This window comes from Burkholderia sp. MR1-5-21, from assembly GCF_053427715.1.
On sequence record NZ_JBSAXD010000014.1, the window covers coordinates 115,138 to 142,119 of the forward strand.

Consider the following 26,982-nt stretch of genomic DNA (forward strand, 5'->3'; position numbering starts at 1 on the left):
GCGCGCCGGCTTCCATTCCAACTCTGGAGACGCGCGTGTTTCTTTACGGCTTTGGTCCCGTTCTTTGGGCGGGCACCGTGCAGACGATCGAGCTGTCGGTGCTGTCGCTCGCCACTGCGGTGGCGCTGGGGCTGATCGGCGCGGTGGCTAAGCTGTCGCACAACCGGGTTCTGCGTTCGCTCGCGACCGGTTATACGACGCTGATCCGCTCGGTGCCCGATCTTGTCCTGATGCTGCTGCTGTTCTACAGCATGCAGATCTGGCTGAACCAGCTGACCGACCTGGCCGGCTGGGACCAGATCGATATCGACCCGTTCGTGGCCGGCGTGCTGACGCTCGGCTTCATCTACGGTGCGTACTTCACCGAGACGTTCCGCGGCGCGTTCCTGTCGGTGCCGCGCGGGCAGCTCGAGGCGGGCGCCGCGTACGGGATGAGCGGGCTGCGGGTGTTCGTGCGGATCATGTTTCCGCAGATGATGCGCTTCGCGCTGCCGGGGATCGGCAACAACTGGCAGGTGCTCGTGAAGGCGACCGCGCTCGTGTCGATCATCGGGCTCGCGGACGTCGTGAAGGCGGCGCAGGATGCGGGCAAGAGCACGTTCAACATGTTCTTCTTCATCCTCGTCGCGGCGCTGATCTATCTCGCGATCACGACCGTTTCCAACCTCGTGCTGATGCAGCTCGAGAAGCGTTATTCCATGGGCGTGCGCCACGCAGAACTATGATCGAGATTCTCCAGGAATTCGGGAAGGCGTTCCTTTACTGGGACGGCCAGCGCATGTCGGGCCTGGCGGTCACGCTGTGGCTGCTCGTCGCGTCGATTTCGTTCGGCTTCGTGTGCGCGGTGCCGCTGGCGGTCGCGCGCGTGTCGAAGAAGAAGTGGGTGTCGATGCCGGTGCGCTTCTACACGTACGTGTTCCGCGGCACGCCGCTTTACGTGCAGCTGCTGCTGATCTATACGGGCATGTACAGCCTGGAGTTCGTGCGCTCGCACTCGCTGCTCGACGCGTTCTTCAGGAGCGGCTTCAACTGCGCGATTCTCGCGTTTGCGCTGAACACCTGCGCGTACACGACCGAGATCTTCGCGGGCGCGATCCGTGCGATTCCGCACGTCGAGGTCGAGGCGGCGCGTGCGTACGGGATGACGCCGTTCACGATGTATCGCCGCGTGATCCTGCCGTCGGCGCTGCGCCGCGCGCTGCCGCTGTACAGCAACGAGGTGATCCTGATGCTGCATGCGACGACCGTCGCATTCACCGCGACCGTGCCGGACATCCTGAAGGTCGCGCGCGACGCGAATTCGGCGACGTACATGGCCTTCCAGTCGTTCGGGATCGCCGCGCTGATCTATCTTGCGGTATCGTTCGCACTCGTCGCGGCATTTCGCCGGGCAGAGCGCCACTGGCTCGCGTATCTCGCGGCCGGCCGTCATTGATTTCACTTCGAGGAGAGCCAGTTGGCCGAGATCACTCAAACGGGCGCTGCCTGCAAGCTTGCGGCGGTCGACATTCACAAGCGCTACGGTGACAACGAGGTGCTCAAGGGCGTTTCGCTGAACGCGAAGGCCGGCGACGTCATCAGCATCATCGGCGCGAGCGGCTCGGGCAAGAGCACGTTCCTGCGCTGCATCAATTTTCTCGAACGGCCGAATGCGGGGCAGATCGTCGTCGACGGCGAGGCCGTGCGCACGAAGGCCGACCGCGCCGGCGCGCTCGAGGTAGCCGACCACAAGCAGCTGCAGCGGATCCGCACGAAGCTTGCGATGGTGTTCCAGCACTTCAACCTGTGGGCGCACATGAACGTGCTCGAGAACGTGATGGAAGCGCCCGTGCACGTGCTTGGCATTTCGAAGAAGGAAGCCGAGGAGCGTGCGCGCGAGTACCTTGAGAAGGTCGGGCTGCCGCCGCGCGTCGAGAAGCAGTATCCGTCGCACCTGTCGGGCGGCCAGCAGCAGCGCGTGGCGATCGCGCGCGCGCTCGCGATGCATCCGGACGTGATGCTGTTCGACGAGCCGACTTCCGCGCTGGACCCGGAGCTCGTCGGCGAAGTGCTGAAGGTGATGCAGAAGCTCGCCGAGGAAGGCCGCACGATGATCGTCGTCACGCACGAGATGGGGTTTGCGCGCAACGTCTCGAACCATGTGATGTTCCTGCACCAGGGGCGGACCGAGGAGCAGGGCGATCCGTCGGAGGTGCTCGTGCGTCCGCAGAGCGAGCGCCTGAAGCAGTTCCTGTCCGGCAGTCTCAAGTAACGCAACGAAGCAGGTCGCATACGTGGTACCGGTGTCCCGTCCCGCAGGCGCCACCCGCACGACGCAGGTGGCGATCGTTGCATTGCCGCCCGTGTCGATGTCGGGTGTGGGTCCGATCGTCGATGCGTTGAGTCTCGCGAACGAGATCGACGGGCGGTTGCTGTATCGCTGGCAGGTGTGTTCGTGGGACGGGCGGCCGGTGCCGCTCGCCGGCGGTGCGCAATGGCATGCCGATGCGGCGTTCAATGACGCGATCGCGTGCGACTGGGTCATCGTCGTCAGCGAGCGGTTCCAGCAGTTTGCCGACTACCGGCTGTTTCTCGCGAGTCTCGCGCGGGTCGGGCAGCGCACGCCGCTCGTCACCGGCATTCACCATGGCGTGTGGTGGCTTGCGATGGCCGGGCAGTTGTCCGGGTATCGGGTCAGCGTGAACTGGGAGACGTACCAGCAGTTCGCGGAGCAGTTCGAGCGGTCGATCGTCACGCAGCAGATCTTCGAGATCGACCGGGATCGTGCGACGTGTGCCGGCGGGCAGGCGACCGTCGATTTCATGCTGGCCATGATTGGCCGGGAGCATGGGCCCGATCTTGCTGAAAGGATTGCCGATGCGCTCGGCGCGGGGACGTTGCGAAGCGGCGAAGAGCGCCAGCGGATTCCTTTCGTTACTGCGCCGGGCGAGCGGCATCCTCGTTTGAACGATGCATTGCTGCTGATGGAAGCGAATGTAGAGGATCCGCTCACGACCGACGAGATTGCCGGTTTGGTGGGGGTTTCGCGTCGGCAGCTCGAGCGGCTCTTTCGACAGTATCTCGGGGCGATGCCCTCCAAGTATTACCTCAACCTCCGTTTGCTCAAGGCTCGGACGCAGTTGCAGCGCACCAGCAAGTCGGTTGTGCAGGTCAGTCTCGCCTGCGGGTTCTCTTCTGCTGCGCACTTTTCCAACGCGTACCGCGAACGGTTCGGCGTGACGCCGCGCGAAGACCGGCGAGCCTGGCTCGAGAAGCAGACAGGGGGTGGCGCCGAGCCGCGGGCCGGGGCTCTGGTCGAGCGCGGAGGGAAGGACTGAGTGGCGCTTTCTTGCTGCGCCTGCTGTGGTTTGGGTGGTCGATCAGTGTTGCTCGTGAAGCACCTGTCATCTTTTCGGTCTATTAGCGTCGCCCCTCCCCGGGGCAGGGGTCACTTTTCTTTGTCTTGCCAAAGAAAAGTAACCAAAAGAAAGGCGCTGTGATAACGCAAGACTTCCCGGTGCCGTCGCCATCGGAGTGGATCGCACAAAAGTGTCCGCGCCACGTCACACACCGGAGTGGTTCGAGCAATGGTTCTGACACGTCGCACCACTGGGCAGAGTGGTATACCGCCCGCCAGCTCCGCCCTCGCTTCGCTCGGCCGACAGGTACACACCCACTTGCTTGCAAGCAACCAGTCGATTAGCGTGAGCAACAGCAACAGCAACAGCAACAGCAACAGCAACAGCAACAGCAACAGCAACGGTAGCCGTACCGGCACCGGCACCGGCACCGAATAGGGTGATAGCGGTTGCTACGGAGATGATGTGGGCGGCGGATTGAGCGAGTGGGAATCCGTCGTCATGCAGGCGTGGTAGAACGGTTGGCGTTGACCATGAGGTGGCTGCGAATGTGCGTGAGGGCGGGTCTGGTGCGAATGACGTGGATGTGTGGATCGTGAAGTACCTTGCAGCCGAGCTTAGCGAGGATGGAACTGATGAGCGGTATACCGCTCCGTTGGGTGGTGAGATGGGTCAGAACCATTGCTCGAACCACTCCGGCGTCGTGACTGGCGCGGACACTTTTGTGCGATCCACTTTGACGGCCACGGCACCGGGAAGTCATGCGTTATCCAGGCGCCTTTCTTTTGGTTACTTTTCTTTGGCAAGACAAAGAAAAGTGACCCCTGCCCCGGGGAGGGGCGACGCTAATAGACCGATATGAAAACGGGATCCGGCGAAAGCGTACGCGGATGACAAAAAAATCTGACCCTGCCCCGGGAAGGGGCGACGCAAATAGACCGATATGAAAACGGGATCCCGCGAAAGCATACGCGGATGACAAAAAATCTGACCCCCGCCCCGGGAAGGGGCGACGCAAACAGACCGATATGAAAACGGGATCCGGCGAAAGCATACGCGGATGACGAAGAAATCTGACCCCCGCCCCGGGAAGGGGCGACACAAACAGACCGCTATGAAAACGGGATCCGGCGAACGCATACGAGGATGACAAAAAATCTGACCAAACCGAAGCCCCCGCAAAGACCGCCCCCGCCGGAGGCGAACAAAGCGATAAAGGTGCTTCCGATAGAACCCGTCGCAATTCCGCAAGACGCTTGCATCACCCTTACCTAAACTTGAACCTGTTGCTTCAAGACCTCTTACGAAACCGAAAGGAACCCGCCATGACGAACCTGACCGTGAACCGCCAGACTTTCGACGAAGTGATGGTGCCGGTGTTTTCCCCCGCGCCGTTCGTGCCGGATCGTGGCGAAGGCTCGCGCGTGTGGGACACGGCAGGCCGCGAGTACGTGGATTTCGCATGCGGCATCGCCGTGACGTCGCTCGGCCACGGCCACCCGGAACTGATGAAGGTGCTGGACGAGCAAAGCCGCAAGCTCTGGCACATCGGCAACGGCTACACGAACGAGCCGGTGCTGCGCCTCGCAAAGCGCCTCGAATCGCTGACCTTCGCCGATCGCGCATTCTTCGCGAACTCGGGCGCGGAAGCGAACGAAGCCGCACTGAAGCTCGCGCGCCGCGTCGCATTCGAACGCCACGGCGCTGAAAAGTACGAAATCGTCTCGTTCGTGCAGTCGTTCCACGGCCGCACGTTCTTCACGGTCAGCGTCGGCGGCCAGCCGAAGTACTCGGAAGGCTTCGGCCCGGTGCCGGCCGGCATCAAGCACCTGCCGTTCAACGACATCGAAGCCGCAAAGGCCGCGATCGGTCCGCAAACCTGCGCCGTGATCGTCGAGCCCGTGCAGGGCGAAGGCGGCGTGATCCCCGCCGATCCGGCCTTCCTGAAGGCGCTGCGCGAAGCGTGCGACGCCAACAACGCACTGCTGATCTTCGACGAAGTGCAGACGGGCGTCGGCCGCACGGGCCAGTTCTACGCCTACATGGACACGGGCGTGACGCCTGACATCCTGACGACCGCGAAGGCGCTCGGCAACGGCTTCCCGATCGGCGCGATGCTGACGACGAACGAACTGGCCGCCCACTTCAAGGTCGGCGTGCACGGCACGACGTACGGCGGCAACCCGCTCGCATCGGCGATCGCCGACAAGGTCGTCGAACTGATCGGCGACCCGGCGCTGCTCGAAGGCGTGCGCGAACGCAGCGTGCGCCTGAAGGGCGCGCTCGAACGCATCAACGCACGCTTCGGCATCTTCAAGGAAGTGCGCGGCAAGGGCCTCCTCGTCGGCGCGGAACTCGTCGCCGCCTTCGACGGCCGCGCGAAGGACTTCGTCAACGCAGCCGCCGAGCACGGCGTGATCATGCTGATCGCAGGCCCGAACGTGCTGCGCTTCGTGCCGTCGCTCGTGATCCCGTTCGACGTGCTCGACGAAGGCCTCGCGCGCTTCGAGAAGGCAGTCGAACAGGTGGTCGCCGCGCAGGAAACCACCGCGCGCTGATTCGCGCATCCATCGCAGACAGGAACGACGATGCTATTTGTTCGCCCCGGCAAACTCACGGATCTCGATGCGCTCGCGCACATGGCGCGCACCGCGCAGCCGGTCCTGCACTCGCTGCCGCACGATCGCGCAGCGCTCGAGGCGCGTGTCGCGCTCTCGGAGGACTCGTTTCGCGCGGACGTCGACTTTCCCGGCGAGGAGTTCTATCTCTTCGTGCTGGAAGACAGCGCAACCGGCAAGCTGCTCGGCACCGCCAGCATCGTGGCGGCGGCCGGCTACTCCGAGCCGTTCTACGCGTTTCGCAACGACGCGCTGATCCACGCGTCGCGCGAACTGCACGTGAACCGCAAGATCCACGCGCTGACGATGTCGCACGAGCTGACCGGCAAGAGCCGGCTCGCGGGCTTCTACGTCGATCCGTCTCTGCGCGGCGACGCGGCCGCCCACCTGATCTCGCGCGCACGCATGATGTACATCGCCGCGAATCGCCGCCGCTTCACACCGGAAGTGTTCACGCTGCTGCTCGGCGTGAGCGACGAGAACGGCGCGTCGCCGTTCTGGGAAGCGGTGGGCCGCAAGTTCTTCGGCCGCGATTTCGCCGACGTCGACATCGCGTCGGGCGGCCGCAGCCGCACCTTCATCGCCGAAGTGATGCCCGGCTATCCGCTGTACGTGCCGCTGTTGCCCGAAGCCGCGCAGCGCGTGCTCGGCGAGCCGAACGCAACCGCGCTGCTCGCGTACGACATCCACCTCGAGGAAGGCTTCGAGCCGGACCGCTTCGTCGACATCTTCGACGCAGGCCCGGTGCTGACCCAGCAGGTCGATCGCACCGCGTGCGTGACGCACGCGGCCGAGCGCACGGTGCGCGAAGCCGCGCACCAGCGCGGCGACGTCGCGTACCTCGTGTCGAGCGGCAGTGGCGAATCGTTCCGCTGCGTGCTCGCCGACCTGCCGGGCGACGCGGGCCATGACGCACCGCTCGCCGGCGACGTGCGCGCAGCGCTGAACGTGAAGGACGGCGATGTCGTGCGCTGCGTGCCGCTGCACCAGCGCGATGACGAACATTCGAAGGGAGACGCAGCATGATCGTCGTTCGGGTCGTACAAACGGGCGATGTGGATGCGCTCGTGTCGCTCGCGAAAGAGACCGGTCCGGGCCTGACCACGTTCAAGCCCGACCGCGATGCGCTCGCCGCACGCATCGAACGCACGCGCCGCACGCTCGAAGGGCAGGCGCAGCCGTCGGAAGCCGGCTACTTCTTCGTGATGGAAGACTCGGCGACGGGCGACATCGCGGGCGTTTGCGGGATCGAGTCGCAGGTCGGCCTCGAGCAGCCGTTCTACAACTACCGTGTGAGCACCGTCGTGCATGCGAGCCAGGAGCTCGGCGTGTGGACGCGGATGTCCGCGCTGAACATCTCGCACGACCTGACCGGCTATGCGGAAGTGTGCTCGCTGTTCCTGAGCCCGCGCTACCGCACGGGCGGCGTCGGCGGCCTGCTGTCGCGCTCGCGCTTCATGTTCATCGCGCAGTTCCGCGAGCTTTTCCCGGAACGCATCTGCGCGGAACTGCGCGGCCACTTCGACGACGACGGCACGTCGCCGTTCTGGCGCGCTGTCGGTTCGCACTTCTACCAGATCGACTTCAACGCCGCGGACTATCTCAGCTCGCACGGCCGCAAGTCGTTCCTCGCGGAACTGATGCCGCGCTACCCCGTGTACGTCGACCTGCTGCCGCAGGACGCGCAGGACGCGGTCGGCCTCACGCACCGCGATACGCTGCCCGCACGCAAGATGCTCGAGGCGGAAGGGCTGCGCTACCAGAACCACGTCGACATCTTCGACGCGGGCCCCGTGCTCGAATGCCACGTCAACGACCTGCGCACGGTGCGCGAGAGCGTCGTCGTGCCGGTGTCGATCGGCGCGCCCGACGTGCGTGACGATAACCCGAAGGCGCTCGTGTCGAACACGTCGCTCGGCGATTTCCGCGTCGGCGTCGCGCCGGGCGTCGTCGCGAACGGCACGTTCGTGCTGTCGGCCGACGATGCCGCCGCGCTCGACGTGAAGGCCGGCGATCCGGTCCGCGTGCTGCCGCTCAAAGTCAAACAGGGATAAACGAATCATGACGGAACTCTTCATCGACGGCGCCTGGGTCGCAGGCTCGGGCCCCGCCTTCGCGTCGCGCAACCCCGGTACCGACGAAATCGCGTGGCAGGGCGCAAGCGCATCGGCCGCCGACGTCGACCGCGCGGTCACGAGCGCGCGCCGCGCGTTCGCCGAGTGGTCGGCGCTCGACTTCGAAGCGCGCTGCGAGATCGCGAAGCGCTTCGCCGCGCTGCTCAACGAGCGCAAGGAAGCGCTCGCCGCGGCGATCGGCCGCGAGACCGGCAAGCCGCTGTGGGAAGCGCGCACCGAAGTCGCGTCGATGGCCGCGAAGGTCGGCATCTCGATCCAGGCCTACCAGGAACGCACGGGCGAGAAGCGCCAGGACATGGCCGACGGCGTCGCGGTGCTGTGCCACCGTCCGCACGGCGTCGTCGCGGTGTTCGGCCCGTACAACTTCCCGGGCCATTTGCCGAACGGCCATATCGTGCCGGCGCTGATCGCGGGCAACACGGTCGTGTTCAAGCCGTCCGAGCTCGCACCGGGCGTTGCGCGCGCGACCGTCGAAGTGTGGAAGGACGCGGGCCTGCCTGCCGGCGTGCTGAACCTCGTGCAGGGCGAGAAGGACACGGGCATCGCGCTCGCGAACCACCGCCAGATCGACGGCCTGTTCTTTACCGGCAGCTCGGACACGGGCACGCTGCTGCACAAGCAGTTCGGCGGCCGTCCGGAGATCGTCCTCGCGCTCGAGATGGGCGGCAACAACCCGCTCGTGATCGGCGAAGTCGAGGACATCGACGCGGCCGTGCATCACACGATCCAGTCGGCGTTCCTGTCGGCCGGCCAGCGCTGCACGTGCGCGCGCCGCATCTTCGTGCCGGAAGGCGCGTTCGGCGACCGCTTCCTTGCGCGCTTTGCCGACGTCACGTCGAAGATCACGGCGGACGTGTACGACGCCGATCCGCAGCCGTTCATGGGCGCGGTGATCTCGGCGCGCGCGGCCGCGAAGCTCGTCGACGCGCAGTCGCGGCTCGTCGCGCAGGGCGCGAAGCCGATCATCGCGATGGCGCAGCGCGATCCGCGCCTCGGCTTCGTGAACGCGTCGATCCTCGACGTGACCGGCGTCGTCGACCTGCCCGACGAGGAGCACTTCGGTCCGCTCGCGCAGATCGTCCGCTACACGACGTTCGACGCCGCGATCGAGCGCGCGAACGACACGGCGTTCGGCCTGTCCGCTGGCCTGCTCGCCGACGACGCGCGCGTGTGGGAGCACTTCCGCCGCACGATCCGCGCCGGGATCGTCAACTGGAACCGCCCGACCAACGGCGCATCGTCGGCCGCGCCGTTCGGCGGCACGGGCCGCTCGGGCAACCATCGCCCGAGCGCGTACTACGCGGCGGACTACTGCGCGTTCCCGATGGCGTCGGTGGAAAGCACGCAACTGACCCTGCCCGCGACGCTGTCGCCGGGCCTGCACTTCTGATTCGAGGGAACGACGATGAACGCACAAGAAGCCAATTTCGACGGACTCGTCGGCCCGACCCACAACTACGCCGGGCTGTCGTTCGGCAACGTGGCGTCGCTGAACAACGAGAAATCGGCCGCGAACCCGAAGGCCGCCGCGAAGCAGGGGCTGCGCAAGATGAAGCAGCTCGCCGACCTCGGCTTCGCGCAGGGCGTGTTGCCGCCGCAGGAGCGGCCGTCGCTGCGCCTGCTGCGCGAACTCGGCTTCTCCGGCAAGGACGCGGACGTGATCGCGAAGGCCGCGAAGCAGGCGCCCGAACTGCTCGCCGCGGCGAGCTCGGCATCGGCGATGTGGACCGCGAACGCGGCGACCGTCAGCCCGTCGGCCGACACGAGCGACGGCCGCGTGCACTTCACGCCGGCGAACCTGTGCAGCAAGCTGCACCGCGCGATCGAGCACGAGGCGACGCGCCGCACGCTGTCGACACTGTTCGCCGATCCCGCGTACTTCGCGGTGCACGAAGCGCTGACCGGCACGCCGGCGCTCGGCGACGAGGGCGCAGCGAACCACACGCGCTTTTGCGCCGAATACGCGCAGCCGGGCGTCGAGTTCTTCGTGTACGGCCGCTCGGAATACCGCCGCGGGCCGGAGCCGAAGCGCTTCCCGGCGCGCCAGACGTTCGAGGCGAGCCGCGCGGTCGCGCATCGCCACGGGCTGAGCGAGGAAGCGACGGTCTACGCGCAGCAGGATCCGGACGTGATCGACGCGGGCGTGTTCCACAACGACGTGATCTCGGTCGGCAACCGCGACACGCTGTTCACGCATGAGCGCGCGTTCGTCAACAAGCAGGCGATCTACGACACGCTGACCGCGGCGCTCGACGCGCGCGGCGCGCGCCTGAAGGTGATCGAGGTGCCCGACGCGGCGGTGAGCGTGAACGACGCCGTCACGTCGTATCTGTTCAACAGCCAGCTGCTGTCGCGCGCCGATGGTTCGCAAGTGCTCGTCGTGCCGCAGGAGTGCCGCGAGAACGCGAACGTCGCCGCGTACCTGGACCAGCTCGCGGCCGGCAGCGGACCGATCCGCGACGTGCTCGTGTTCGACCTGCGCGAAAGCATGAAGAACGGCGGCGGCCCCGCGTGCCTGCGGTTGCGCGTCGTGCTGAACGACGCGCAGCGCGCGGCCGTCACGTCGAACGTGTGGATCAACGACACGCTGTTCGCGTCGCTCGACGCGTGGATCGAGAAGCACTACCGCGACCGCCTCGCGCCGGAAGATCTCGCGGATCCGGTGCTGCTCGACGAGTCGCGCACCGCGCTCGACGAACTGACGCAGATCCTGCGCGTCGGGTCGCTGTATGACTTCCAGCGCTGAGGGCCGCATGCGCGATGCGGCAGGCTCGGGCGGCGCTGCCGCCGGCGCATGGCTCGACGACTTCCTCGCGTTCACGCTCGCGGGCGTTGCGCCGACCGAGCGTGACGGCGTCTGTGCCGGCGGCGCGGTGCGCTGGCGATGGCACGGCGAGGGGCTGCTCGCGCTCGAGCCGAGTATAGAGCCGCATGCCGAACCGCATACCGCCGATGCAGCGGAAGGCCGGACGACGGCCCCGCAGCAACCGGTGTCACAGCGAAGCGTGCTCGTGTCGGCCGGCGTGCACGGCGACGAGACCGCGCCGATCGAGCTGCTGTCGATGCTCGTGCGTGACGTCGCGGCCGGCGCGGTGCCGCTCGCGTGCCGATTGTTCGTCGTGCTCGGCAATTCGCCGGCGATGCGCGCGGGCGAACGCTATCTCGACGACGACCTGAACCGGCTGTTCAGCGGCCGCCACGCGCAGGTACCGGACAGCCGCGAGGCGCCGCGCGCCGCGCAGCTCGAAGCGGCCGCCGCGGCGTTCTTCGCCGCTGCGCCGGCCGATGCGGGCGCGCGCTGGCATATCGACATGCACACGGCGATCCGCGCATCGGTGTTCGAGCAGTTTGCGCTGCTGCCGCATACGGGCACGCCGCCGTCGCGCGCGATGTTCGAATGGCTCGGCGATGCGCGCATCGCGGCGGTGCTGCTGCATACCGCAAAAGGGCAGACGTATTCGCACTATACGGCCGAGCATTGCGGCGCACTCGCGTGCACGCTGGAGCTCGGCAAGGTGCGCCCGTTCGGCCAGAACGACCTGACTCGCTTCGCGGCGGCCGATCGCGCGGTGCGCCGGCTCGTGTCGGGCGCGTGGGGCGGCCATCCGCCGAAGGATGCCGGCGCATCGCTGCCGCGCGTGTTCACCGTGATCGACCAGATCACGAAGCAGAGCGACGCGCTCGAGCTGTTCGTCGCGGCCGACGTCGCAAACTTCACGCCGTTCCCGCGCGGCACGGTGCTCGCGCAGGACGGCGCGTACCGCTATACGGTGCAGCACGTCGAGGAACGGATCGTGTTTCCGAACCCGTCGGTGAAGCCCGGGCTGCGCGCGGGGCTGCTCGTCGTCGACACGACGCGCGAGACGCTCGCCACGCTCGTCTGACGGCGTGCGTGCATGCGTTCGCGCGTGACGGCGCGGCGCATGCACGTCGTCCCGATCGCATGTGCGACGCGGATGCCTTGCGCATTTGCGACACCATCTTGCAAGTTCGACATGCGTTGCGCGCGGTGCCATGCGCGCGGTGCAGCAAGCGGCCCGGCCGGCCGCTTTGCCGGGACGGCGCGCGCGGATTGGTACAATCGCGGCCTTGCGGCTGTTGCGCCGCATCACGGCGCCGCATCGCGATTGTCCGGGTAATTCGACCCTGCAATGATGCGTGCGCACGTTGTTCCGGAAATACCCGTTCGTATCAGGAGGACCCTCTAATGAAGTTGGTTTGGCGAAAAATGGCCGCGCACGCGGTGGTGGCGGCAGTGGCCGTGGCGGCGGGAAGCGCGTTTGCTGCGGATCTGAAGGAGCTCCGCTTCGGCGTCGAGGCTTCGTACGCGCCGTTCGAATTCAAGACGCCCGACGGCAAGCTGACCGGCTTCGACATCGACGTCGGCAACGCGGTGTGCGCGAAGCTGAAGACGAAGTGCGTGTGGGTCGAGAACGACTTCGACGGCCTGATCCCGGCGCTGCAGGCACGCAAGTTCGACGCGATCAACTCGGACATGACGATCACCGACCAGCGCAAGCACGCGATCGCGTTCACCGATCCGATCTACACGATCCCGAACCAGCTGATCGCGAAGCAGGGCAGCGGCCTGCTGCCGACCCCGCAATCGCTGAAGGGCAAGCGCGTCGGCGTGCTGCAAGGCACGATCCAGGAAGCGTATGCGAAGAAGAAGTGGGCGCCGGCCGGCGTCGAAGTCGTGCCTTACCAGACGCAGGATCTCGCGTACGCGGACCTGAAGTCGGGCCGTCTCGACGCGACCTTCCAGGATTCGGAAGCGGGCGCGAAGGGCTTCCTGTCGAAGCCGCAGGGCCAGGGCTTCGGTTACGCGGGCGGCACCGTCAGCGACGCCGAGATCCTCGGCTCGGGCGTCGGCTTCGGCCTGCGCAAGAACGACGCGGCGCTGAAGACCGCGCTCGACCAGGCGCTGAAGGAACTGAAGGCGGACGGCACGATCGACAACCTCGCGAAGAAGTACTTCAGCGTGCCAGTGACGCTCAAGTAAGCGCGCGTTCCGACCCCCGTCGCACGATGCAGCCGGCCGCTTTTGCGGCCGGTTTGCTTTTGGGGGGCGGGGGCAGGAAGGGGGCGCAACGCGCTGCGGGTACGCAGCGCCATCAGGCGCAGCCGGGCCGCTCAGGCCTTGAAGAACCGGCTCAGCTCTCGTGCCAGCTCGTTGAGCACGCCCATTTCCTGCTGCGTGATCTTGCGCGCGCGCTGCGCGCCGGCCCAGTCGCCGTACAGCAGCGCCGTCGTCGACGTGCCGACGCGCACCGGCAGCAGCACGAACGCTTGCGCGTCGTCGAACGCGTTGAGATACCACGCGGGCAGGCGCTTCACCATCTTCGGGTCCTGCGCCTGCTCGATGAAGATGCCGACCGAGTTGGTGATTGCGAGATGGAACACGTCCGGCTCGAAGCGTTCGTTGAAGCGCAGCTGGCCGAGCGCAGCGTCGACGCCGGGGCCGAAGCCGAGGCGCGCGGCGAACGTGCCGTCGTCGTGCCGCACGAACATCACGGTGCGCGTGAACGCGAGACCCGCGAGCAGGCTTTCGGACGCGAGCGCGAGCACCGGCGTCAGCACATGCTCGGACGGCAGCGCACGCAGGTCCGCGAGACCGGCCTCCAGGCGGACTTCCGGCTCGGCTTGCGCGCGCGCGATCGCGTCCGCGTTCGCGCGCAGCTCGATGATTTCGCGCATCACGGTGTCGCTCGTCTCCTCGCGCGCGAGCTGGTCGGCGATCTGGATGAGCGCATCGGGCCCTGTATCGAGCTCCGCGCCATAGTGCTGAGCGAGCGATGCGATGCGCGCGTCGCGCTGCGGGCTCGCCGGCATCACGAGCGCGGCCGCGACGTCGGTCGAGCAGCGGCTCACCGCGCGCAGCCAGCGCACATCGCTGTCCGGGCTGTTGCCGTCGTCGTCGCTGACGTCCGCGTGGTCCTGCAGCGCGCCGCCGTCCGCCAGTTCGGCAAGGCGGACGTCGTCGGCCATGCCGGCGCGGATCACGTCGGGCAGCCGCCAGCGCGCGGCGGCCTCGAGGCCGATCTCGTCGAACCCGACGCCGAGCACGTCGACGCAGGCCGCAGCCTCGTCGCCGTGCAGTTCGGCCGCCCGCCGGCGGATCCGGTCCCATTCGCTGTCGAGGTAGCAGACGACGAGCAGCTTGCCGACCTGGCGCATCAGCGTGCAGACGACGGCCTCCTCGCCAGCGCGCAGGTCCGCGTGCTCGGTCAGCTTGCGCGCGACGCAGCCCGACAGCAGCGCGCGGTTCAGCTCGAGCTTCGCGTCGATCCGCCGGGGGGTGCTCTGGTGGAAGTGATCGACGAGCTTGAGGCCGACGACGAGATGGCCGACCGCGTCCATCCCGAGCACCATCAGCGCACGGGTGACAGTCGTGATGTTGCCGCCGAACGCCATGTACATCGCGGAGTTCGCGAGCCGCAGCACTTTCTGCGTGAGCGCGAAGTCCGACAGCACGACGCGCACGAGCGCGGTGAAGTCGAGGTCGTCGTTCTTCATCGCGGCCATCGTCGCGCGCAGCGAATCCGACAGCAGCGGGAAATCGCCCCGCTCGTTCATCCGGGCCCACAGCTTGTCGAGCAGCGCCGTCCGGGGCAGGTGTTCGGTGATTGACATACAGATCCGTTCGGTTCGCGGCGGCGCGTCAGGTGGCCGCGTGCAGGCGCAGCTGCTGCGCCTCGAAGCGTTGCGCCAGTTCCTCTGACGGCAGCGCCTTGCAGACCAGCCAGCCCTGGATGTGGTTGCAGCCCATCTCGGTCAGCAGCTCGCGCTGCGCCTCGGTCTCGACGCCTTCGGCGACGAGTTCGAGATCGAGCGTCTGCGCGAGGCCGACGACCGCCGACACGATCGCGCGGTCATTGCGCGACGTCAGCAGGTTCTCGACGAAGCTGCGGTCGATCTTCAGCTTCGCGAGCGGGAAGCGCTGCAGGTAGGCGAGGCTCGAATAGCCGGTGCCGAAGTCGTCGATCGCGAAGCGGATGCCGAGATCGGTCAGCTCCTCGAGCAGCCCCTTCGCGTGCGCCGGGTCGTGCATCAAGAGGCTCTCGGTGATCTCGAGCACGATGCGGCGCGGGTCGATGCCGGTCAGCGTGATCGCTTCGCGCACGCTCTGCGTGAAGCGCGGATCGCGGAACTGCTGCGGCGACACGTTGACTGCGACGTACTGCAGCGCGAGCCCCTGGCGGTCCCACGCGACGAGCTGCATGCACGCGGCCTTCAGCACCCAGTTGCCGAGGTAGTTGATGAGGCCGATCGATTCGGCGAGCGGGATGAACGTCGCCGGCGGCACGAGCCCGTGCACGGGGTGGCGCCACCGGATCAGCGCCTCGACGCCGACCACCGCGCCCGAGTGGCTGCGCGAGATCGGCTGGAAATGCAGCGAGAACTCGCCGTTGCGCACGCCGTCGTACAGGTCGGCTTCGAGCTTCAGGCGTTCGGCGTCGGCCGGGTCGTCGACCGGCGTATGGAACGCGAGCGCGTTGCCGCCGGACGCCTTCGCCTGCGCGAGCGCGTGGTCCGCGCGGCGCAACAGCGGGCTGTGATGCTGCGCCCGGTGCGGGGCCGCGCGCTCGTCCGGGTAGAGCGCGATGCCGATGCTCGCGGACAGGTGCACGGGCTGCCCGTGGTACACGTACGGCTGCCGCACCGCCGCCTGCAGCCGCCGGCCGAGCGCGCCCGCGATGTCGCTCGCCTGCGCGCGGCTCGGCGCGGTGAACACGATCGCGAACTTGTCGCTCGCGACCCGCGCGAGCTGCTCGTCCGGCGCCATCAGCGCCTGCAGCCGCTGCGCGGTCTCGCGCAGCAGTGCGTCGCCGGCGTCGTAGCCGAGCGCGCGGTTGATCCGCTGGTAATCGTCGAGGTCGAGCAGCAGCAGCGCCGCGCAGGTGCCCGACTCGTCGGCGATCTGCTGCGCGCGCATCAGCGCGGGCACGAGCGCCGACAGGTTGTCGAGCCCCGTCATCGGGTCGTGGTGCATTTCGTAGGTCAGGCGCGCCTCGAGCGCGCGCCACGACGACACGTCGAACGCCGCGATCGCGAAGCCGTCGACGCCGTGGTGGCGGCTCTTGACCGCGCGCACCTCGACGTCGAGCGGGTAGGTCAGCGACTTGACGATGCACATCGTCGCCTTTTCGACGTGGCCGGAGCGCGCGGCGCGGGCGAGCAGGTCTTCGAGCGCCGCGGTATCCTGTTCGGCGATCAGGTCGCGCAGCGTCAGCGTGTGCAGATAGTCGCGGTGGTAGCCGATGAAGCGCAGGCTTGCATCGGATACGTAGAGAAAGCGCAGCTCGCGGTCGACGTGCGCGAGGAAATCCACCGGGCCGACCGTCTGTTCCAGCCAGTTGCGCACGGTGTCGTCGCGGCGCGGCGCGCCGGCGCGCGCAGGCATCAGCGCGCCGCCCGACCAGGCGAAGCGGCGCAGCGTGTGCAAGGCGCTGCGCCAGGAGCCCTTGCGTGGCGTCTGTTTCCTGTTGGCTTCCATGTTTCTCGCTGACGTGAAGGGCTGGAACCGGTTGTCCGGGAGGAATAACGGCAAACCACGCGGAATCTTTAACATGTGATCAACTCGGGCGGCTCCGCTGGAGCGCGGGCGGCCCGAACTGGTCGCAGGCAACCGGATCACGCGCCGATGTTCGGCTGGCGAACATCGGCGCGTCACACATCGAGGCTGACTTTATAAGAAATGAGGACGCAGATGAAGCGAAAACTAATGGTGTCGATGGCGAGTATGGCGGCGGCGACGCTCGTCGCGGGCTATGCGCTGACCGCGCAGGCGGAACTGAAGCCGGGCGATCCGGCGCCGTATTTCACGACGCAGGCGTCGCTGGGCGGCAAGACCTACACGTATTCGCTCGCCGACGCGCTGAAGCAGGGTCCGGTCGTGCTGTATTTCTATCCGGCCGCGTTCACGAAGGGCTGCACGATCGAGGCGCACGCGTTCGCGGAAGCGGTCGACCGCTACAAGGCGTACGGCGCGACCGTGATCGGCGTATCCGCAGACAATATCGACACGCTGGAGAAGTTCTCGGTCAGCGAGTGCCGCAGCAAGTTCCCGGTTGCGGCCGATCCGGACGCGAAGATCATTCGCGAGTACGACGCGAAGCTGCCCGCGCTCAACCGCGCGAACCGCGTGTCCTACGTGATTTCGCCGGAAGGGAAGGTCCTGTACGAGTACACGAGCCTGTCGCCGGACAAGCACGTCGAGAACACGCTCGAGACCGTCAAGGCCTGGGCGGAGTCGCACCCGAAAAAGTGAGCGCGCAGGTGGCCCCGCGGTCCCGCGGGCACGCCGCGGGGCGGGGCAGCAGTGGACGGGGCGTCCGTGCGGCTGCTGCGGCGGCGCCCGCGGATGTCACGCGCGCAACGCCTGCTCGATCGGCACGCTGCCGCCGACGAAGCCGATCGTCTTCTTCGAGATCCCGAGCTTGATCGCCTCGATCGCGGCCCATGCGACGTCCTGCCGCGACACGGGCGGCGCGTGGTCGAGCCGTTCTTCGGTCAGCGCGATCTTGCCGACGCCGGGACCGTCCGCGAGCGGGCCCGGACGCAGGATCACATAGTCGACGCCCGACGCGATCACGTGGTCGTCGCCTTCGCGTTTCATCTGCGAGTAGTGGCGCAGCGCGTCGGGGCTGCGCTCGGGCCAGTAGGCGGACAGCGAACTGATCACGACCAGCTTCTGCACGTTGCACGCGAGCGCATAGGCGGCCGCGCGGGCGACGGCATCGCGGTCGACCTGTTCCTCCTCGGCCGCACCCTCCGACTCGGCCGAGCCGGCCGTGTAGATCACGTGCGTGATGCCCTGGAACGCGTGCGAGAAATCGTCCGTCAGGTCGACCTCGATCACCTTCGCGCCCGGCAGCGTGTAGCCGTGCCTGCGCACGAGCGCCGTGACCTCGAATTCCGGCTGCTTGAGCAGCAGATCGGCGCAGGCCTGGCCGGTGCGGCCGGCGGCGCCAATCAGCAGTACCTTCATCGTCATGAAACCGCTCCTTGATCCGTGCGTCGCCCGTCCAGATGGGGACGCACGACCGATACTCAAGTGTATGTCGATTTGACCCGGCGGCGGGCGCCAAAATGGGGGCGTACCGGCGGGGGCGTACCGGCGCGGGCGTACCGGCGCCAGCGTACCGATCAGGGCGTACCGATCAGGGCGTACCGGCGCGGGTATGCCTGCAAGGGCATGAAGCCGCGGGCGCGCAACTATCACGGGTGAGACCCCGCCGACCGGCTATCATGTGCGCCACGCATTTCCTGCCGCTACGCAATACAACGCGTCGGCCAACCGGTTGGAGTACACATGGCAATACCCCTCGATAACGTCAGCATGGCGGTGTTCTGCGACTTCGAGAACGTCGCGCTGGGCGTGCGCGATGCGAAGTACGAGAAATTCGACATCAAGCCGGTGCTCGAACGGCTGCTGCTGAAAGGCAGCATCGTCGTCAAGAAGGCCTATTGCGACTGGGATCGCTACAAGGGTTTCAAGGCGGCGATGCACGAGGCGAGCTTCGAGCTGATCGAGATCCCGCACGTGCGCCAGTCGGGCAAGAACTCGGCCGACATCCGGCTCGTCGTCGACGCGCTCGACCTCTGCTACACGAAGTCGCACGTCGACACGTTCGTGATCATCAGCGGCGACTCGGATTTCTCGCCGCTCGTGTCGAAGCTGCGCGAGAACGCGAAGAAGGTAATCGGCGTCGGCGTCAAGAAGTCGACGTCGGACCTGCTGGTCGCGAACTGCGACGAATTCATCTTCTACGACGATCTCGTGCGCGAGCAGCAGCGCGCGCTCGCGAAGCGCGAGCAGCAGCGGGCCGGCAACGGCGGCGCGAAGCGGCCGGACGAGCCGTCGCGCAAGCCCGAACTGGAGGTGCGCAGGGCCGAGGCGATCGCGCTTGCGGTCGAAACCTTCGACGCGCTCGCATCGGAGCGGGACGACGTCGGCAAGATCTGGGCGTCGGTGCTCAAGAGCGCGATCAAGCGCCGCAAGCCCGATTTCAACGAGTCGTATTACGGCTTCCGCGCGTTCGGCAACCTGCTCGACGAGGCGCAGGCGCGCGGCCTGCTCGAGGTCGGGCGCGACGACAAGTCGGGCGCGTTCGTGTCGCGGGCGCGCCAGAGCGCGGCGGCGGAGCCCGCGATGCTTGCCGACGTGCCGGCTGCGCGGGACGACGGCCGCGTGGCCGAGCGCGCGCGCTCGGAGCACGAGCGCCGCCACGCGCGGCATGCGGCGCCGGTTGCGCACGAGCCTGCGGCACCGGTCGTGGCCGAAGCTGCCGACGTGACCGAAACGGCCGAGGCGGTTGAAATCGACGACGCACTCGCCATTGCGCCGATGCCGGCGGATCGCGCCGAAGCAGGCGGCACGGCCACGGAAGACGCGCACGACGGCCGGAAGGACGACCGCAAGCGCACCCGCAAGAGCGCCGCGAAGAAGGCGGCGGTCAAGAAGGGCAGTGCGAAGAAGGAGGTGGCGAAGGATGAGGGGCATGCGGACGCGAAGCATGGCGTCCGCAAGCACGGCGACCACAAGGAAGCCGGCCACAAGCACGGCGACGAACACCACGCGGACGAAAAGCATGGCGAGCGGGCGCAGGCTGACGCCAGCCCGCGCGATGCGGCACCCGCCGGCGCGACGCACTCGGACGTCAACGGGGCAGGCACTGCGGCGGCTGAGGCGCGCGAAGCGGTCGCTGCGGTCGAATCGCCTGCGGAAACGGCAGTCGGCGACGCCAAGCCGAAAAAGCCCGCTCGCAAGACGGCGCCGCGCGCGCGTCGTCCGCGCAAGACCACGCCGGCTGCCGAGTAAGGCCGGCTGACATGGGCTGTCGCAGCCGCTTGACGCGGCTGCCCGCCGCTCCCCGCTAGCCGCCCAGCACGTAGGGCCGCGTCATCACTTCGAGGAAATGGCCGTCCGGGTCGTCGAAATACACGCCCCGGCCGCCGTTGTACCGGTAGATTTCGCCAGCGCGCTGTTTCGACGGATCGGCCCAGTACGGCAGCCCGTGCTCTCGAATCCGGGCAAAGACCGCGTCAAAAGCGGTTTCGTCGATCAGGAACGCATAATGCTGCTTCGTGATGTCGCCCGCCCGTTCGCAGAAGTCGAGCGACACGCCGTTATCGAGCTGGACGACCAGCATCGGCCCGAACGGGACCGGCGGCGGCAACGCGAGGAGGTCCGTCAGAAACCGGGCCGACGCGGCCTTGTCGCGACACCAGACGATCGTGTGGTTCAACTGGACGTTCATGTCGTGTCCCCTCGTGCATCCGCCAAGGGCGCGGCGGTGCGCATGGACACACGATAGTCGATGTCCGCCCGCGTTCAAGCCGGGATCGACGGCACCCGGGCGCGGCGGCCAGCGGCCGGCCCGCGCCGCTGCACCCACGCCGCCGCGAGCGGCGCGGGCTCATGCGCGACCGGGAGCGCCGTCATTCGCCGTCACTCGCCGGCAACCGCCGGCCCGCCGGCCGAACTGCCGCTGCGGCGCCGCTTCTCGGCCCACACCCGCAGCCGGTCCATGTACAGGTAGACGACCGGCGTCGTATAGAGCGTCAGCATCTGCGACACGATCAGGCCGCCGGCGATCGCGATCCCGAGCGGCGCGCGCAGCTCGGCGCCGTCGCCGCTGCCGAACGCGAGCGGCACCGCGCCGAGCAGCGCTGCCATCGTCGTCATCATGATCGGCCTGAAACGCAGCAGGCACGCCTCGTGGATCGCGTCGAACGACGATTTCCCGCCCGTGCGCGTCGCGTCGATCGCGAAGTCGACCATCATGATCGCGTTCTTCTTCACGATACCGATCAGCAGGATCACGCCGATCAGCGCGATGATGCTGAACTCGGTCTGGAACAGCAGCAGGCCGAGCAGCGCGCCGACGCCGGCCGACGGCAGCGTCGACAGGATCGTGATCGGGTGGATGTAGCTCTCGTACAGCACGCCGAGCACGATATAGACGGCCATCAGCGCGGCGAGGATCAGGATCGGCTGGTCGTTCAGCGACTGCTGGAACGCCTGCGCGGTGCCCTGGAAGCTGCCCTGGATCGTCGGCGGCATGCCGATCTCGGCCATCGTCTGGTAGATCGCCTGCGTCGCCTGCGACAGCGACACCCCCGGCGGCAGGTTGAACGAGATCGTCGTCGCGACGAAAAGCCCTTGGTGGTTGACCGCGAGCGGCGTCGTGCTCGGCCCGAACGACGCGATTGCGGACAGCGGCACCATCGTCGACTTCGACGTCGACACCGCCGCGCCCGACGACGCGCTCGACTTGCCGCTCGCCGCGATCGAGTTGAGCGCCTGGTTGCGCGCGGAATCGGACGCGATCGCGGCGGCGCTCTGCGCGGCCGTGCCGGCGCTCGACGTGCCGGCCGACGTCGCGACGTAGGTGCCCGCCGACGCGTTGGTCGTCTGCGCGCCGCTCGCGCTGCCGCCCGACGTGCTGACCCAGATCTGGTTCAGTGTTTCCGGGCTCTGCCAGTATTGCGGCGCGACCTCCATCACGACGTGATACTGGTTCAGCGGGTTGTAGATCGTCGAGACCTGGCGCTGGCCGAATGCGTCGTACAGCGTGTTGTCGATCTGCGCGGGCTTGATGCCGAGCCGCGACGCGGTCGCGCGGTCGATCGTGACCATCGCCTCGAGGCCGCCCTGCTGCTGGTCGGAGTTCACGTCGGCGAGTTCCTTGCGCTTCTGCAGCGCCTCGGTCAGGATCGGCCCCCACTTGTACAGATCGGGCGTCGAATCGCCGAGCAGCGTGAACTGGTACTGCGCGCTGCTCTGCCGGCCGCCGACGCGGATGTCCTGCGCGGCCTGCAGGAACGTGCGCGCGCCCGCGACGTCGGCGAGCGGCCGACGCAACTGCTGGATCACCTGGTCGGCCGACAGCTTGCGTTCGGTGCGGTCCTTCAGCGTGACGAACATGAAGCCCGAGTTGGTCTGCGTGCCGCCGGTGAAGCCGGCGACGCTCTTCACGTTCGGGTTGCCCTGCACGATCCGCATCATCTCGGAGAACTTCAGCTTCATCGACTGGAACGACGTGCTCTGGTCGGCCTGGATCCCCCCGATCATCAGCCCCGTGTCCTGCTGCGGGAAGAAGCCCTTCGGCACGACGATGTACAGGTAGACGTTCAGGCCGATCGTCGCGAAGAGGATCAGCAAGATCGTCCGCGGATGGCGCAGCGCCCACGACAGCGAGCGCTCGTAGCCGCGCTGCAGGCGCTCGAAGCAGCGCTCGAGAAAGCGCGCGAAGGGGCCTTCGTCGCGCTTGTCGTGCGTCTCGGCGAGCAGGCGCGCGCACATCATCGGCGTGACGGTCAGCGACACGGCCAGCGACACCGCGATCGCGAGCGACAGCGTCAGCGCGAACTCGCGGAACAGGCGCCCGACGATGCCGCCCATCAGCAGGATCGGCAGGAACACGGCGACGAGCGACAGGCTCATCGACAGCACCGTGAAGCCGACCTCGCGCGCGCCGTCGAACGCGGCCTGCAGCCGCGGCGTGCCGTTCTCGATATGGCGGGAGATGTTCTCGAGCACGACGATCGCGTCGTCGACGACGAAGCCGGTCGCGACGATCAGCGCCATCAGCGACAGGTTGTCGATCGAGAAGCCGAGCAGGTACATCGCGCCGAACGTGCCGATGATCGAGATCGGCACCGCGACGCTCGGGATCAGCGTCGCGCGCCAGTTGCGCAGGAACAGGAACACGACCATCACGACGAGGCTGACGGCAATCAGCAGCGTGTGCTCGGTGTCCTTCAGCGACGCGCGGATCGTCGTCGACCGGTCGAGCACCGGCGTGACCGTGATGTCGGCCGGCAGCGACGCGGTGAGCTGCGGCAGCGCCGCACGCACGCGGTCGATCGTGTCGATGATGTTCGCGCCAGGGGAGCGGTAGAGGATCACGAGCACCGCGCGCTTGCCGTTCGCGAGGCCGAGGTTGCGGAGGTCCTCGACGGAATCGACGACGTCGGACAGGTCGGCCAGCCGCACGGCCGCGCCGTCGCGGTAGGCGACGACGAGATCGCGGTATTGGGATGCCTGCGACGCCTGGTCGTTCGTATAGAGCTGGTAGCGCTGCGGGCCGAACTCGATCGCGCCCTTCGGGCTGTTTGCGTTCGCCGATGCGAGCGCCGCGCGCACGTCCTCGAGCCCGATGCCGTAATGGAACAGCGCGTGCGGCTGCAGCTCGACGCGCACCGCCGGGTTCGCGGAGCCGCTGACCGACACCTGGCCGACCCCGTCGATCTGCGACAGCGACTGCTGCAGCACGGTCGACGCGGCGTCGTACAGCTTGGCCGCCGACGACGTTTCCGACGTCAGCGACACGACCATGATCGGCGAATCGGCCGGGTTGACCTTGCGGTAGGTCGGATTGCTCTTCAGCGACGCCGGCAGGTCGGCGCGCGCGGCGTTGATCGCTGCCTGCACGTCGCGCGCGGCGCCGTCGATGTCGCGGTTCAGGCCGAACTGCAGGATGATCCGCGAGTTGCCGACCGTGCTGGTCGACGTCATTTCGGACACGTCGGCGATCGAGCCGAGGTGCCGCTCGAGCGGGCTCGTCACGCTGGTCGCGACGGTTTCCGGGCTCGCGCCCGGTAGCGACGCCTGCACCGAGATCGTCGGGAAGTCGACCTGCGGCAGCGGCGACACCGGCAGCTTCACGAACGCGAACAGGCCCGCGAGCGCGACGCCGAGCGCGAGCAGCGTCGTCGCGACGGGGCGGGTGATGAAGGGGCGCGACAGGTTCATCGCTTACGCATCCGTGCGCGTGCCGCCGGCGGCGGGGCCGTGGCGTTCGAACCAGCCGCGCACGCGGCGGGCGAGCGAGTCGAAGCCGAGATAGATCACGGGCGTCGTGAACAGTGTCAGCACCTGCGACACGATCAGGCCGCCCGCGATCGCGATACCGAGCGGCTGGCGCAGCTCGGAACCGGCGCCGGAGCCGACGATCAGCGGCACTGCGCCGAGCAGCGCGGCGAGCGTCGTCATCAGGATCGGCCGGAAGCGCAGCAGGCACGCCTGGTAGATCGCCTCGCGCGGCGGCTTGCCCTCGGCGCGCTCGGCCTCGAGCGCGAAGTCGATCATCATGATCGCGTTCTTCTTAACGATGCCGATCAGCAGCACGATGCCGATGATGCCGATGATGTCGAGGTCGTGCCCGGTCAGCATCAGCGCGAGCAGCGCGCCGACGCCGGCCGACGGCAGCGTCGACAGGATCGTGATCGGGTGGATGTAGCTCTCGTACAGCACGCCGAGCACGATGTACATCGTGATGATCGCCGCGAGGATCAGGAACAGCTGGTTCGACAGCGACGCCTGGAACGCGAGCGCCGCGCCCTGGAAGCGGGTCTGGAACGACGGGGGCAGCGCGATCTCCTTCTCCGCGGCGTCGATCGCCTTCACCGCCTCGCCGAGCGACGCGCCCGGCGCAAGGTTGAACGAGACCGTCGTTGACGGGAACTGCGACAGGTGCGACACGAGCAGCGGCGACGGCCGTTCGTGGAACGACGCGATCGACGCGAGCGGCACCTGGCCGCCGCCCGCGGACGGCAGGTAGATGTCGTTCAGCGATTGCGCGTAGTGCTGGTCCTTCGGTTCGGACTCGAGGATCACGCGGTACTGGTTCGATTGCGTGAAGATCGTCGACACGATGCGCTGGCCGAATGCGTCGTACAGCGCGTTGTCGACGGTCGCGGGTGTGATGCCGAAGCGCGCGGCGCTCGAGCGGTCGATCTCGACGTACACCGACTGGCCGCTGTTCTGCAGGTCGGTCGCGACGTCGGCGAGCGACGGCTCCTGCTTCAGGCGCGCGACGAGCTTCGGCACCCAGGTCGCGAATTCGTCGGGGTTCGGGCTCGTCAGCATGAACTGGTACTGCGTCGGGCTGACGGTCGAGTCGATCGTCAGGTCCTGCACCGACTGCATGTACAGCGAGATGCCCAGGATGTTCGACACGCGCTGCTGCAGGTCGCGGATGATCTCGGCTGCGGTTTGCGTGCGCTGGTCGCGGTCCTTCAGGTTGATCAGCATTCGACCGCTGTTGAGCGTGATGTTGGTGCCGTCGACGCCGATGAACGACGTCAGGCTGACAACGTTCGGATCCTTCAGGATCTCGGCCGCGAGCTGCTGCTGGCGATCGGCCATCGCGCCGTACGAGATCGACTGCGGCGCCTGCGTGATCGCCTGGATCACGCCGGTGTCCTGCGCCGGGAAGAAGCCCTTCGGCACGAGCACGTAGAGGAGGCCCGTCAGCACGAGCGTCAGCACCGCGACGACGAGCGTCGAGCGCTGGCGGTTCAGCACCCATTCGAGCGCGACCGCGTAGCGCGCGATCACCCAGTCGATCGCCTGGTGCACGCGCGCCTCGAAGCGGTGGCTCTCGGGCGGCGGCGAGTGGCGCAACAGCTTCGCGCACATCATCGGCACGAGCGTCAGCGACACGATCGCCGAGATCACGATCGTCACCGCGAGCGTGATCGCGAACTCGTGGAACAGCCGCCCGACGACGTCGCCCATGAACAGCAGCGGGATCAGCACCGCGATCAGCGACACCGTCAGCGAGATGATCGTGAAGCCGATCTGCTTCGAGCCCTTCAGCGCCGCCTCGAGCGCCGAATCGCCTTCCTCGACGTAGCGCGCGATGTTCTCGATCATCACGATCGCGTCGTCGACGACGAAGCCGGTCGCGATCGTCAGCGCCATCAGCGACAGGTTGTTCAGCGAGAAGCCGGACAGGTACATCACCGCGAGCGTGCCGATCAGCGACAGCGGCACCGACAGGCTCGGGATGATCGTCGCGTAGATGTTCGCGAGGAACAGGTACATCACCAGCACGACGAGCGCGACCGCGAGGCCGAGCTCGAACTGCACGTCGCGCACGGCCGCGCGGATCATCGTCGTGCGGTCGGTGACGACGCGCACGTCGAGCGCCGTGGGCAGCGATTCCTGCAGCTTCGGCAGCTGGGCCTTGATCGCGTCGACCGTCTGGATCACGTTCGCGCCCGGCTGGCGCTGCACGTTCAGGATGATCGCGGGTTCCGAGTCGACCCATGCGCCGAGCTTGGTGTTCTCCGAGCCGTCGATGATCTTCGCGACGTCGGTCAGCATCACGGGCCGCCCGTTCTTGTACGCGACGACGGCGCTCTGGTACTCGTCGGCGCTCGTCAGCTGGTCGTTCGCGTTGATCGTGTACGCGCGCGTCGGGCCGTCGAAGTTGCCCTTCGGCGTGTTGACGTTCAGGTTCGAGATCGTCGTGCGCAGGTCGTCGAGGTTCAGCCCGTACTGCGCGAGCACGGTCGGGTTCGCCTGGATCCGCACGGCCGGGCGGTTGCCGCCCGACAGGCTGACGAGGCCGACGCCCGCGACCTGCGAGATCTTCATCGCGAGCCGCGTATCGGCGAGATCCTGCACCTGCGTGAGCGGCAGCGTCTTCGACGTGACGGCGAGCGTCAGCACCGGCGCGTCGGCGGGGTTGACCTTCGCGTAGATCGGCGGCGCGGGCAGGTCGGACGGCAGCAGGTTGCCGGCCGCGTTGATCGCGGCCTGCACTTCCTGCTCGGCGATGTCGAGCGGCAGGTCGAGCGAAAACTGCAGCGTGATCACCGACGCGCCGGCCGAGCTCTGCGACGACATCTGGTTCAGCGACGGCATCTGCCCGAACTGCCGCTCGAGCGGCGCGGTGACCGACGACGTCATCACTTCGGGGCTCGCGCCCGGATAGAAGGTCTGGACCTGGATGGTCGGGTAGTCGACCTCGGGCAGCGCCGCGAGTGGCAGGAAGCGCAGCGCGACGAGGCCGGCCAGCAAGATGGCCGCCATCAGCAGGGCGGTGCCGACCGGCCGGAGAATGAAGATGCGGGACGGATTCATCAGGCAGC

General features: G+C 67.4%; 19 protein-coding genes and 2 pseudogenes. 14 read left to right on the forward strand and 7 right to left on the reverse strand.

The features are described 5' to 3' along the window. Positions 1 to 35 precede the first annotated feature (35 nt). From ACV229_RS20290 to ACV229_RS20310, 5 genes and pseudogenes are all read left to right on the forward strand, one after another. On the forward strand, positions 36 to 725 hold the full coding sequence (locus ACV229_RS20290; protein WP_448084884.1) for an ABC transporter permease: 690 nt from the start codon (positions 36 to 38) through the stop codon (positions 723 to 725). After that, a complete protein-coding gene (locus ACV229_RS20295; RefSeq protein ID WP_448084885.1) occupies positions 722 to 1,435 on the forward strand; it encodes an ABC transporter permease in 714 nt (237 codons plus the stop codon). The genes ACV229_RS20290 and ACV229_RS20295 overlap by 4 nt, the downstream gene beginning before the upstream one ends. Positions 1,436 to 1,456: 21 nt before the next feature. Further along, the gene (locus ACV229_RS20300; protein WP_448084886.1) at positions 1,457 to 2,251 is read left to right on the forward strand and encodes an ABC transporter ATP-binding protein; all 795 of its coding nucleotides are present in this window, start codon (positions 1,457 to 1,459) and stop codon (positions 2,249 to 2,251) included. Between the two features lie 22 nt (positions 2,252 to 2,273). After that, positions 2,274 to 3,317 (forward strand): GlxA family transcriptional regulator, encoded by a 1,044-nt coding sequence (locus ACV229_RS20305; protein ID WP_448084887.1) that lies wholly within the window; start codon positions 2,274 to 2,276, stop codon positions 3,315 to 3,317. Positions 3,318 to 3,403: 86 nt separating this feature from the next. Next, positions 3,404 to 3,479: pseudogene (locus ACV229_RS20310) on the forward strand (ion transporter); the annotation flags it as partial. Between the two features lie 632 nt (positions 3,480 to 4,111). Here ACV229_RS20310 and ACV229_RS20315 read toward each other — a convergent pair. Continuing rightward, positions 4,112 to 4,183, reverse strand: a pseudogene (locus ACV229_RS20315) (ion transporter); the annotation flags it as partial. Between the two features lie 480 nt (positions 4,184 to 4,663). Here ACV229_RS20315 and ACV229_RS20320 point away from each other — a divergent pair. The 7 genes from ACV229_RS20320 to ACV229_RS20350 all read left to right on the forward strand — a co-directional run bounded on the left by ACV229_RS20320 (position 4,664) and on the right by ACV229_RS20350 (position 13,093). After that, the gene (locus tag ACV229_RS20320) at positions 4,664 to 5,896 is read left to right on the forward strand and encodes an aspartate aminotransferase family protein (protein ID WP_448084888.1); all 1,233 of its coding nucleotides are present in this window, start codon (positions 4,664 to 4,666) and stop codon (positions 5,894 to 5,896) included. A 30-nt stretch (positions 5,897 to 5,926) separates the two neighbouring features. Continuing rightward, positions 5,927 to 6,982, forward strand: coding sequence for an arginine/ornithine succinyltransferase subunit alpha (gene aruF / locus ACV229_RS20325; protein WP_448084889.1), 1,056 nt, complete (start codon positions 5,927 to 5,929; stop codon positions 6,980 to 6,982). After that, the gene (astA, locus tag ACV229_RS20330; protein WP_448084890.1) at positions 6,979 to 8,010 is read left to right on the forward strand and encodes an arginine N-succinyltransferase; all 1,032 of its coding nucleotides are present in this window, start codon (positions 6,979 to 6,981) and stop codon (positions 8,008 to 8,010) included. Before aruF ends, astA begins: the two co-directional genes overlap by 4 nt. Positions 8,011 to 8,017: 7 nt before the next feature. Further along, the gene (astD, locus tag ACV229_RS20335; RefSeq protein ID WP_448084891.1) at positions 8,018 to 9,481 is read left to right on the forward strand and encodes a succinylglutamate-semialdehyde dehydrogenase; all 1,464 of its coding nucleotides are present in this window, start codon (positions 8,018 to 8,020) and stop codon (positions 9,479 to 9,481) included. A gap of 15 nt (positions 9,482 to 9,496) precedes the next feature. Further along, positions 9,497 to 10,837 carry an N-succinylarginine dihydrolase gene (astB, locus tag ACV229_RS20340; RefSeq protein ID WP_448084892.1) on the forward strand — a complete coding sequence of 447 codons (1,341 nt, stop codon included), beginning with the start codon at positions 9,497 to 9,499 and terminating at the stop codon, positions 10,835 to 10,837. Further along, positions 10,821 to 11,975, forward strand: a complete 1,155-nt coding sequence (gene astE / locus ACV229_RS20345) for a succinylglutamate desuccinylase (protein WP_448084893.1) — start codon at positions 10,821 to 10,823, stop codon at positions 11,973 to 11,975. The genes astB and astE overlap by 17 nt, the downstream gene beginning before the upstream one ends. Before the next feature lie 323 nt (positions 11,976 to 12,298). Next, a complete protein-coding gene (locus tag ACV229_RS20350; RefSeq protein WP_448084894.1) occupies positions 12,299 to 13,093 on the forward strand; it encodes an ABC transporter substrate-binding protein in 795 nt (264 codons plus the stop codon). Positions 13,094 to 13,224: 131 nt separating this feature from the next. On the opposite strand, the gene ACV229_RS20355 is transcribed toward ACV229_RS20350, so the two are convergent. Then, a complete protein-coding gene (locus tag ACV229_RS20355) occupies positions 13,225 to 14,724 on the reverse strand; it encodes an HDOD domain-containing protein (RefSeq protein ID WP_448084895.1) in 1,500 nt (499 codons plus the stop codon). Between the two features lie 28 nt (positions 14,725 to 14,752). Then, positions 14,753 to 16,495: a cyclic di-GMP phosphodiesterase CdpA gene (gene cdpA, locus ACV229_RS20360; RefSeq protein ID WP_448084960.1), complete on the reverse strand. Its 1,743-nt coding sequence runs from the start codon at positions 16,493 to 16,495 to the stop codon at positions 14,753 to 14,755. Between the two features lie 306 nt (positions 16,496 to 16,801). On the opposite strand from cdpA, the gene ACV229_RS20365 reads away from it, so the two are divergent. Next, positions 16,802 to 17,362 carry a peroxiredoxin gene (locus ACV229_RS20365; protein WP_448084896.1) on the forward strand — a complete coding sequence of 187 codons (561 nt, stop codon included), beginning with the start codon at positions 16,802 to 16,804 and terminating at the stop codon, positions 17,360 to 17,362. A 96-nt stretch (positions 17,363 to 17,458) separates the two neighbouring features. Here ACV229_RS20365 and ACV229_RS20370 read toward each other — a convergent pair whose 3' ends face one another. Further along, positions 17,459 to 18,088, reverse strand: coding sequence for an NAD(P)H-binding protein (locus ACV229_RS20370; RefSeq protein WP_448084897.1), 630 nt, complete (start codon positions 18,086 to 18,088; stop codon positions 17,459 to 17,461). A 318-nt stretch (positions 18,089 to 18,406) separates the two neighbouring features. Between ACV229_RS20370 and ACV229_RS20375 the strand changes: the two genes are divergently transcribed. Continuing rightward, complete coding sequence (locus tag ACV229_RS20375; protein WP_448084898.1) at positions 18,407 to 19,915, forward strand: NYN domain-containing protein; 1,509 nt, start codon at positions 18,407 to 18,409, stop codon at positions 19,913 to 19,915. Positions 19,916 to 19,970: 55 nt separating this feature from the next. Here the strand turns inward: ACV229_RS20375 and ACV229_RS20380 are convergent, their stop codons facing one another. From ACV229_RS20380 to ACV229_RS20390, 3 genes are all read right to left on the reverse strand, one after another. Continuing rightward, the gene (locus ACV229_RS20380; RefSeq protein ID WP_448084899.1) at positions 19,971 to 20,354 is read right to left on the reverse strand and encodes a VOC family protein; all 384 of its coding nucleotides are present in this window, start codon (positions 20,352 to 20,354) and stop codon (positions 19,971 to 19,973) included. A 191-nt stretch (positions 20,355 to 20,545) separates the two neighbouring features. Continuing rightward, positions 20,546 to 23,854, reverse strand: a complete 3,309-nt coding sequence (locus tag ACV229_RS20385; RefSeq protein WP_448084900.1) for an efflux RND transporter permease subunit — start codon at positions 23,852 to 23,854, stop codon at positions 20,546 to 20,548. 3 nt (positions 23,855 to 23,857) lie between these two features. Then, positions 23,858 to 26,974 (reverse strand): MdtB/MuxB family multidrug efflux RND transporter permease subunit, encoded by a 3,117-nt coding sequence (locus ACV229_RS20390; protein ID WP_448084901.1) that lies wholly within the window; start codon positions 26,972 to 26,974, stop codon positions 23,858 to 23,860. Positions 26,975 to 26,982 lie beyond the last annotated feature (8 nt).

Coding starts and splice junctions, on each gene's coding strand:
- ACV229_RS20295 (WP_448084885.1), top strand. CDS start 722: ATGATCGAGATTCTCCAGGAATTCGGGAAGGCGTTCCTTTACTGGGAC.
- ACV229_RS20320 (WP_448084888.1), top strand. CDS start 4,664: ATGACGAACCTGACCGTGAACCGCCAGACTTTCGACGAAGTGATGGTG.
- aruF (WP_448084889.1), top strand. CDS start 5,927: ATGCTATTTGTTCGCCCCGGCAAACTCACGGATCTCGATGCGCTCGCG.
- astA (WP_448084890.1), top strand. CDS start 6,979: ATGATCGTCGTTCGGGTCGTACAAACGGGCGATGTGGATGCGCTCGTG.
- astD (WP_448084891.1), top strand. CDS start 8,018: ATGACGGAACTCTTCATCGACGGCGCCTGGGTCGCAGGCTCGGGCCCC.
- astB (WP_448084892.1), top strand. CDS start 9,497: ATGAACGCACAAGAAGCCAATTTCGACGGACTCGTCGGCCCGACCCAC.
- astE (WP_448084893.1), top strand. CDS start 10,821: ATGACTTCCAGCGCTGAGGGCCGCATGCGCGATGCGGCAGGCTCGGGC.
- ACV229_RS20350 (WP_448084894.1), top strand. CDS start 12,299: ATGAAGTTGGTTTGGCGAAAAATGGCCGCGCACGCGGTGGTGGCGGCA.
- ACV229_RS20355 (WP_448084895.1), bottom strand. CDS start 14,724: ATGTCAATCACCGAACACCTGCCCCGGACGGCGCTGCTCGACAAGCTG.
- cdpA (WP_448084960.1), bottom strand. CDS start 16,495: ATGCCTGCGCGCGCCGGCGCGCCGCGCCGCGACGACACCGTGCGCAAC.
- ACV229_RS20365 (WP_448084896.1), top strand. CDS start 16,802: ATGAAGCGAAAACTAATGGTGTCGATGGCGAGTATGGCGGCGGCGACG.
- ACV229_RS20370 (WP_448084897.1), bottom strand. CDS start 18,088: ATGACGATGAAGGTACTGCTGATTGGCGCCGCCGGCCGCACCGGCCAG.
- ACV229_RS20375 (WP_448084898.1), top strand. CDS start 18,407: ATGGCAATACCCCTCGATAACGTCAGCATGGCGGTGTTCTGCGACTTC.
- ACV229_RS20380 (WP_448084899.1), bottom strand. CDS start 20,354: ATGAACGTCCAGTTGAACCACACGATCGTCTGGTGTCGCGACAAGGCC.
- ACV229_RS20385 (WP_448084900.1), bottom strand. CDS start 23,854: ATGAACCTGTCGCGCCCCTTCATCACCCGCCCCGTCGCGACGACGCTG.
- ACV229_RS20390 (WP_448084901.1), bottom strand. CDS start 26,974: ATGAATCCGTCCCGCATCTTCATTCTCCGGCCGGTCGGCACCGCCCTG.